Source organism: Streptomyces sp. YGL11-2 (assembly GCF_050054615.1).
In the GTDB taxonomy this organism is placed as follows: Bacteria; Actinomycetota; Actinomycetes; order Streptomycetales; family Streptomycetaceae; genus Streptomyces.
On sequence record NZ_JBNHIN010000044.1, the window covers coordinates 1 to 8,319 of the forward strand.

The 8,319-nt window shown below is 72.8% G+C and carries 6 protein-coding genes; 2 read left to right on the forward strand and 4 right to left on the reverse strand.

Translation table 11 applies throughout. From position 1 onward, the window contains the following. Window positions 1-68 precede the first annotated feature (68 nt). Together ACO1BR_RS33550 and ACO1BR_RS33555 are read right to left on the reverse strand one after the other, a co-directional pair. Window positions 69-1,352, reverse strand: a complete 1,284-nt coding sequence (locus ACO1BR_RS33550; protein WP_426798871.1) for a magnesium transporter MgtE N-terminal domain-containing protein — start codon at window positions 1,350-1,352, stop codon at window positions 69-71. A gap of 264 nt (window positions 1,353-1,616) precedes the next feature. After that, entirely contained in the window at window positions 1,617-2,960 is a 1,344-nt protein-coding gene (locus tag ACO1BR_RS33555; RefSeq protein ID WP_426798872.1) for an erythromycin esterase family protein, read from the reverse strand. Window positions 2,961-3,191: 231 nt separating this feature from the next. Here ACO1BR_RS33555 and ACO1BR_RS33560 point away from each other — a divergent pair, with 231 nt between their 5' ends. After that, window positions 3,192-4,058 carry a GNAT family N-acetyltransferase gene (locus ACO1BR_RS33560; protein WP_426798873.1) on the forward strand — a complete coding sequence of 289 codons (867 nt, stop codon included), beginning with the start codon at window positions 3,192-3,194 and terminating at the stop codon, window positions 4,056-4,058. Window positions 4,059-4,279: 221 nt separating this feature from the next. Further along, window positions 4,280-6,535: a HelD family protein gene (locus ACO1BR_RS33565; RefSeq protein WP_426798937.1), complete on the forward strand. Its 2,256-nt coding sequence runs from the start codon at window positions 4,280-4,282 to the stop codon at window positions 6,533-6,535. A 123-nt stretch (window positions 6,536-6,658) separates the two neighbouring features. Here ACO1BR_RS33565 and ACO1BR_RS33570 read toward each other — a convergent pair whose 3' ends face one another. Beyond that, complete coding sequence (locus ACO1BR_RS33570; RefSeq protein WP_426798874.1) at window positions 6,659-7,639, reverse strand: hypothetical protein; 981 nt, start codon at window positions 7,637-7,639, stop codon at window positions 6,659-6,661. Between the two features lie 175 nt (window positions 7,640-7,814). Continuing rightward, window positions 7,815-8,123 carry an SHOCT domain-containing protein gene (locus tag ACO1BR_RS33575; protein WP_426798875.1) on the reverse strand — a complete coding sequence of 103 codons (309 nt, stop codon included), beginning with the start codon at window positions 8,121-8,123 and terminating at the stop codon, window positions 7,815-7,817. Between the last annotated feature and the right edge of the window lie 196 nt (window positions 8,124-8,319).

Here is an 8,319-nt window from a genome sequence, read left to right on the forward strand (position 1 = left end):
CGGCTGCTCCGGCCGCGGGGTCGGCTCGGGCGGCCGCGGCGGCCGGTCGGGCGGCCGCTGCTGGTCGCTCATGGCGACCGTTCCTGGTGCCGGGGTGCGCTCGCGGCCCGGTGGGCGTCGGGCGGCGGGGCGACCTCCCGGCGCCGCCAGTCCTCCGGCAGCATCGCTTCGAGGACGTCGTCGACGGTGATGAGGCCCAGCAGCACCCCGTCCTCGTCCACGACGGGCAGGGTGATCAGGTTGTAGTCCGTCATCAGCAGCGCGACATCCACCAGGTCGGTGTCGGGTCCCACCCGTACCGGGTCCGGTTCGCTCACCTCGTTCAGCCGGGCGTCCGGGGCGGCCTGGAGCAGCGCCACCAGCCGGGCCGACGCGGTCAGCCGCCCCTCCTCGTCCATCGTGTACGCGCTGGTCAGGGCCTCGGGTTGCAGCCGGCGGGAGTCCCGTACCGCCGCCAGGACCTCGGCGACGCGGGTCGTACCCGGCACCGCCAGGAAGTCCATGCCCATCAGCCCGCCCGCGCTGTCGGCGTTGAAGCCCATCAGCGTCAGCACCTTGGCGCGCTGTCCGGCCGGCAACCGCTCCAGCACCAGGCGGCGGCGCCCCTGCGGCAGGTCGCCGATCGCGTCGGCCGCGTCATCGGCGCCCATCCGGCCGAGCACCGCGGCGATCTCCTCGTCGGTACGGGCGCCGAGGAGCCGGGTGGCCAGGTCCTCCTCCAGTTCCTCGAAGACGTCGGCCTCCAGTTCCGGGTCCTGGTGGACGTGCCCGAGGATCTCGCTCTCCTCGTCCTTCGACGCTTCTTCGAGCAGGTCGGCGATCTCCGCCGGCCGCAGCCCGCGGATCCGTACCGTCGGGCGCCGGACCAGCGCGCTGCGGCGGTGCCCGATCAGCGGCTCGAAGCTCTTCCAGTCCCGGCAGCGGTGCTCGTGCGCATGCTCACCGAAGACCCACAGGAGCCGGCGTGGCCGGTGGGTGTCGGCGCAGAACAGCAGCCACTGCCCGTTGCGGTACGCCAGTTCCACATCCGAGGCGCGCACCAGCCGGGCCTCCGCCACGTCGATCAGCCGGTGGCCGAGCACATCGGCACGGAGCAGCACCTCCCCCTCGCGCCGTACGAACGGCCGGAGATCCACCTTGGCGCTCACCAACCGGACGAGTCCGCCCCCGTCGAAGGAGTCCACCTGCTCGACGGGAACGAACAGCTCGCGCCCGCCGACCCCGGCCACCAGCCCCGTCACGACCGGGTAGTCGGAGCCGCGCAGCCGCACGATCACATCGGCCAACCGCCCCAGCACCCGACCGCCCCGGTCCGCCACCGGCCGCTTGACCAGCGCGGACAGGTGCAGCACCGGCGTCTGCTCCTCCGGTGCCGGGGGTCTCGACGAAGACGGACTGACGGCCATCGCTCTGCCCTACCGAGGTGTACGGGATCGATCGTGTCGGCGCCGCCGCCGTTGCCGACGGCTGCCGAACGACCGCTGCCCTTTGTCACGCCAACTGCCGCATTCCTTGAGAAATGCCACATGGACAACGTATCTCCCGGGGGACGCCTCCCGGGGGCGGCGGGGCTCAGGGAGGCGCGCAGGTCGTGGGCTCGGGTCACGGCGCCGGCTTCACGCCATCGACATCCAGCCGGCGAACGGCTCCCGTACGTCGCGGGGCGCTTGGGCCAGGGCGGCGGGGTCGGGTTCGGCGGCGGTGACGTGGGGAAGGTGGACGACGATGTCGAAGGACGCCAGCGCGCTCTGGTCGGCGTAGTACGTGCCGTAGCGCTGCCGGGAGACGCTCCGCACGGCGGCCGTGTCGGCTGCGGACAGCCGACGCAGGTCGACGGCGAAGGGGCCGCGGTGGCCGGCGTTCATGAGCGCGTCGAGGCTGCCGGGACGGGGCGCCTCCTCCAGGTCGGCGAAGAGGGTGCCGGTGTAGAAGTCGGGCGCCGTGTTGAGGGTCTGCCCGGTCCCCGTCGTCGTGCCGATGACCACGTAGTCCGAGCCCAGCCGGTCGGCCAGGTGCGCGCCCGCCATCGGCATCACGGGCATACCGGGCATGGTGTGCGGGGCGCGCTGCACATGTCCGTTGTGGGCGGCGAGGACGATCCGGTCCTCGCGCTCCAGCACCCACTCGACGGTGTCCGCGATCCTGGCGTCGCGGACGAGGGACATCGCGTCCCGGTTTCCGCGGGCGATCTCGCGGAGCATCGCGTCGAGGGTGACCGTGACGCGCAGCGCGTGCAGCGCCCGCGCGAAGGCGTCGGCGGAGGTGCGCCGGACGTAGGTCAGGCGCCGGCTCGTCAGGTGCGCCGTCAGGTCGGCGAGGCCGGCGGTCATCGCGTTCCGGCGTTCCGTAGCGAGGTCCCCGTAGGCGGCGATGGCCGCGGGCGCGGTGAAGGCGGAGGGCGCCGCGAAGGCGGCGGCGGTCTCCCGGAGGGCCGGGTCGACCGGGAACTCGGGGTCGGCCAGCGCGAGATAGGCGGTCACGGCGTCGAGGCCGGGCAGCAGCGACACCATCGAGCCGGGCATGTCGATGCCGTAGAAGCCGACCGGGTGCGCGGCCGCGTGGTTGTGCCGCCGCATCCACTCCAGGTGGGCCCGCATCGGCGCCCAGGCCCCCATCAGCGAGGTCATGCCGTTCGCCATGACGTGGCCGAGCCGTTCGGCGCCGGCGTCGCCTTCGCCGCGGACCCAGCTGTCGACCAACGCCCCTTCGACGAACCCGGTTTCCATCGCGTACGCGCTGAACCCGTGCCGCTCGGCCAGGTAGCGCAGCAGCCGGTGGCGGAGCTGGAAGAACTCCCGGTTGTAGTGCGCGCTCTCACCGATCGCCACCACGCGGGCGTCGCCGATCGCCTGGTCCAGCCATTCCAGATCGTCCAGCGGCGCCGCCGGGTCCAGCGTGCGCAGCGGCGACACCGCCCCGTCGCTCAACCGGTCGGACGTCACAGAGGTGTTGGTGGTCACGTCGAGCCTCTCCCGTCATGCAGTCCCAAGTTTGGGAACGGTACCAAATGTGGGATCCCCGAGGGATGGACATGCCGGATCCCGCTCCACACCCGGTACGGCGGCGCACCGCGCCGTGGCGCGTCGCGACCCGGCCCGTCAACTCGGCGCGTACGGCGAGGAAAACGGGATGCGGTGGGGCCTCGACGGTGGTTGGGTACCGGCGGTATGGACGCTGTGCGGGTCAGACCGATGCGCGAGGACGACCTTCCCTTGGCGGAACGGGCGTCGGCGGTGACGTTCCTTGAGGCTGATCGCGCCACCCGGAGGGTCAGCGATCCGCAGCCGGAGCCGCGTTCGGCGGGCGCCGCACGGCAGTGGATCGAGCGGATGCGCTTCTTCCTGCGCGTGGATCCCGGCGGGTGCTGGGTCGCGGTGGACGGCGGCGAACGCGCCGGTGGCGTCGTGGGGTTCGCGATCTCGCAGAACCGCGAGCGCCTGTGGTACCTCGCGACCTACGGTGTCCTGCCGAGCCATCAGGGACGGGGCATCGGCAGGCGCCTCATGGACGCCGCACTCGCCCACTCCAACGGACGCGCCGGCATCTTCTCCTCCAGCGTCCACCCGGGCGCCACCCGCCGGTACCGGCTCGCCGGCTTCTCGCTCCACCCGCAGATGCGGATGGTGGGCACCGTCGACCGCTCCACACTCCCGGCGGTCGACGGCCTCAGGGAGGGCCGGGCCGACGACGTCGCGTGGATGGACGCGTTGGACCGGCGACTGCGCGGCGCCGGCCACGGGCCCGACCACGGATATCTGCTCGGCGGCCTGCGGCTGATGGTGTCCCGGGACCGGAACAGGCCGGGGTACGTCTACATCGACGAGCGGGGGCGGGCGTCACTGCTGGCCGCCGCGCACCCGGAGACCGCGCAGCGGCTGCTGTGGGAAGCGCTCGCTGCCGCGCGCGGCAGGACTCTGGTCAACTGCATCACCGCACCCAACGAGTGGGCGATCGATGTCGGGCTCGCCGCCCGTCTCGACATCGGGCAGGAGGGCTATCTCGCCGTACGCGACATGGCGATTCCCGCCAACTACCTGGCCAGCGGGCACTTTCTCTGAAGCGGAGACCTCCGCTCGGCAACTCCCGCCCGGACTCCGGGCCGCTCCCGCCGGAGAAACAAAAAACCCCGACCAATTCGCGGTCGAGGTTTGACAGATGGGGCTTTCTTCTGCGCATATTGAGCGTTTCCGTATCTCAAAAGAAACGCATGCCGAAGAACCCCACATTCACTTACTACAACACAGAATATTCGAGCGGAGCCGAATTGTCAAACGAGGAATTGCGGAAGGAGCAGGAATTCGTGGACCTGCTCCACGAACGCCTCGACGCCCTGCGGTCCGGGGCGCGGACGGCCATGGCCGAGGCCCTGCCGCGGGGCGGCGGTACGTTCCAGGCGCGCCTGGAACGCGATGTGATGCTCACCGAACAGGCCGAGTTGCTGGCGGGTTTCGAGGCCGGGGAACACGGGCTGTGCTTCGGGCGGCTGGCATTCCGGGACGGTCGCGACCACCACATCGGCCGGATCGGCATCCGGCGGGACGACGCCGACCGCACTCCGCTGGTCATCGACTGGCGGGCCGATGTCGCCCGGCCGTTCTACCTCGCCACCGGGCACACCCCCATGGGGCTGCGGCGCCGGCGCCACCTGACCACGCAAGGCCGGCGGGTGACCGCGCTGCACGACGAGATCCTGGACCTCGCCGACGCCCAACGCACCGGCCACGAAGGCGCGGACGCCGACGCCATCCTGCTCGCGTCGCTGGACGCGGCGCGCACCGGCCGGATGCACGACATCGTGCAGACCATCCAGGCCGACCAGGACCGCATCATCCGCGCCCCGCACCACGGCGTCCTCGTCGTGGAGGGCGGCCCCGGAACCGGCAAGACCGTCGTGGCGCTGCACCGGGCCGCGTATCTGCTGTACGCGCACCGTGCGCAACTCGCCCGCCGCGCCGTGCTGATCGTCGGGCCCAACCCGGCGTTCCTCGGCTATATCGGCCAGGTGCTGCCCTCGCTCGGCGAGACGGGCGTGCTGCTCGCGACGCCCGGTGAACTGTTCCCCGGCGTGACCGCGACCGGCACCGACACCCCCCGCGCCGCCGAGGTCAAGGGCGGCGCGGCGATGGCGGACGCCCTGGCGCGCTTCGTCGCCGACCGGCAGACGCTGCCCGAGCCCAGCCTCGTCGTCGACCACGAGGACGGCGAACTGCACCTCGACGCGGCGCTCGTGGACGAGGCCCGGCGGCGCGCGCGGGCGACCCTGCTGCCGCACAACCTCGCACGCCCGCACTTCGCGTTCCATGTCATCGACGCGCTCACCGCGCAGCTCACCGAACGGATCGGCGCCGACCCCTACGGCGGCCCGAACCTCCTGGGCCCGGACGACATCGCCCAGCTCGGCAAGGCCGTCGCCACCAGCGGCGAGGTCCACCGCGCCATCGAGGAGCTGTGGCCGGCCCTCACCCCGCAGCAGTTGGTCGCCGACTTCCTCGCCGAACCCGTGCACCTCCCCGACGCCGACGCGGACGCGATCCGGCGTTCCGGCGGGGCGTGGACCCCGGCGGACGTTCCGCTGCTGGACGAGGCGGCCGAACTCCTCGGCGAGGACGACTCGGCAGCGCGGGCCGCCGCCGAGGCCGAGCGCCAGGAGCTGATCACCTATGCGCAGGGCGTGCTCGACCTCTCGTACGGGTCGCGCACCCAGGAGTTCGAGGACCGGGACGACGAGGATTCCGAAGTGCTGGCCGCGCACGACCTGATCGACGCTGACCGGCTCGCCGAGCGGCAGGAGGAGGCCGACCACCGCACCGCCGCGGAACGCGCCGCCGCCGACCGCACCTGGGCCTTCGGCCACCTCATCGTCGACGAGGCGCAGGAGCTGTCCGCCATGATGTGGCGGCTGCTGATGCGCCGTTGCCCGACGCGTTCGATGACGCTGGTGGGCGACCCCGCGCAGACCTCGGAACCGGGCGGCTGCGGCACCTGGGAGGCCATCCTCGGGCCCTACGTCGACGACCGCTGGCAGCACGTCAGGCTCGCCGTCAACTACCGCACGCCGAGCGAGATCATGGAGACCGCCGCACGGGTCCCGCGGGCCGCGGACCCGTCGTTCACACCGCCACGGTCGATCCGCGCCACCGGTGTCCGCCCGTGGGCGCACCACACGCAGGACCTGCCGCGGGCGGTCGCGGAGGCGGTGGCCCGCGAGACCGGGCACAGCGCCGGGCAGGGGCGGCTCGCCGTGATCGCGCCACGCGAGCGGTGTGCGGCGCTGGCCGCCGCCCTGCCGGCGGCGGCCGCCGGCCCCACCCCGGACCTGACCCGCCCGGTGGTGGTCCTCGACCCGCGGCAGGCCAAGGGGCTGGAGTTCGACACCGTACTGGTGGCGGAGCCGGGCGAGTTCGGGGCGAGCGACCTGTATGTGGCGCTCACCCGCGCGACGCAGCGGCTGGGCGTGCTGCACACGGGGGCGCTGCCGCAGAGCCTGGCCGGACTGGCGGAACCGGACGGCACGGCCGAGCCGGACGCGGAGTAGGGCGCCGCGGCGGCCGACTGAGCAGAGCGGGACGCGGTGACGCGGCGCGGGCTGTCGCGGTACGAGCGGTGCGGCGGCAGCTCGCGCCCGGCATCCGTCTGCGGGGGGCGAGTGGTTGTCGCGTCAGCGCTCGTCCGCCGTACGGCGGCGGGCCGCGACGATCAGCCCGGCACCGGCGGTGAGGGCGACGGCCGTGCCGCCGACCGCCCATGCGGTGGCGGATCCGACGCCGGTGGCGGCGAGTTGGCCGTCGGCGGCCGTGGGTGCGGTGGCGGTGCTCCGCGACGAGGCGACCGCGGGCTCGGCGGCGGGCTCGGCGATGGCAGACGTCCCGGCGCCCGCCTCACCGCCACCTCCCTTGCCGTCCTTGGCGTCCTTGCCGTTCGCGACGTCCTTGCCATGCCCCGTGGACCCGGTGTCGGGCTTCGGGGTGGGATTGTTCTTGGCCGCTTCCCGTTCGGCGTCGGCCTCGTCCTTGGCGCGGGCCTCGTACTGGCCGACCTCCAGGAAGCGCCGGACGCCCTCGGCCGTACCGTCCAGCGCCTTGTTGGCGGCCGCCTGCACCGCGGGGCCGCCGACGCTGAGGATCTGCGAGGTGCGTACCCGATCATCGTCTTCCTGGGCCGTGCGCCGGCCTGATTCCAGGAAGCGCACACGGGCGTCAGGGGTGCCGTCCATCGCCCGTTCCGCCGCTGCGCGCACTCCCGGGCCGGTGTTCTCGTCTCCGAGGATCTTCAGGATGGCAAAGCGGTTGTCCTCGTCGCGTGCGGCGTACTGGCCGACCTCCAGGAAGTGACGCATGGCCTCCGGGCCGCCGTCGAGCGCCCGCTGCGCCTCTCGTTCCAGCCCTCTGCCGATGCCCTTGTCGGCCAGCATCCGGAGGATGGCCATCCGGTCCTGCTCGGCGGTCTTCGCGTCACCGCCCGGTGCCGTCTTCCCCGGTGCCGTCTCCCCCGGCTTCGCCTCCGGTTCGCCCGCCGGCTTGTCCGGAACCGAGGTGGCCGGCGACGACCCGCTGTCCGCGGCGACGGCCGGCGAGGAGAACAGAACGGCCGGCGCTATCGCAGCGGCGGCGACAACCGCCGGAATACGGCCCAACTTCACGCAGAACACCCACTCATCCAAGAAACGTCAAAAACTATCCATGACAGGGTAAAGGATGCGTGAAGTGGTCTGAACCGGCAGTGGTCCACCGCGCCGGAACCGCGGGATGGGCCCGAGGAGTTCGGCGGGCACCCGGTCCGGATGCCCGATGCTCGCGGGCCGGGCGCGTACGCGGTCAGGGGGGTGCCGGGCCCTGCCGCGACGAACGCAGTATGGCCAGGCGCCGCTGGTACTCCTCGTCCTCGATCTCACCCCGTGCGTAGCGCTCGGCGAGGATCTGCTCCGCCGTGGGACCGGCGGGCTGCTGGGGGCCGGTGTGCCAGCCGGTGCGCCAGCCGGCCTGCTCGCCCCCGTACTTGCCGGGGCGGGCGAGGGCGCGGAAGACCAGGATGCCGACCGTGACGACCAGCGCCCAGAACAAGATCATGCCGATGGTGGCGGCGATCCAGCCCCAGCCGCCTCCGCCGTGGTGGTACCAGTACATCGAACGTCACTTCCCAGCTCAGGAAGGCAGGGCACCCCTCACGGGTGCCCGCGCCGCGATTGTCGTTCGCCGTCGGGTTCGCGGGGGGGGCCGGTCGGCCCTAGGTGTCCGCCCCGCCCGGACCTGTTGCCGCCGGTCCGGCGGATCGACGATGGCAGGTACGCGGACGGTCCTCCGCGACCGCGGGGGGGGGGGG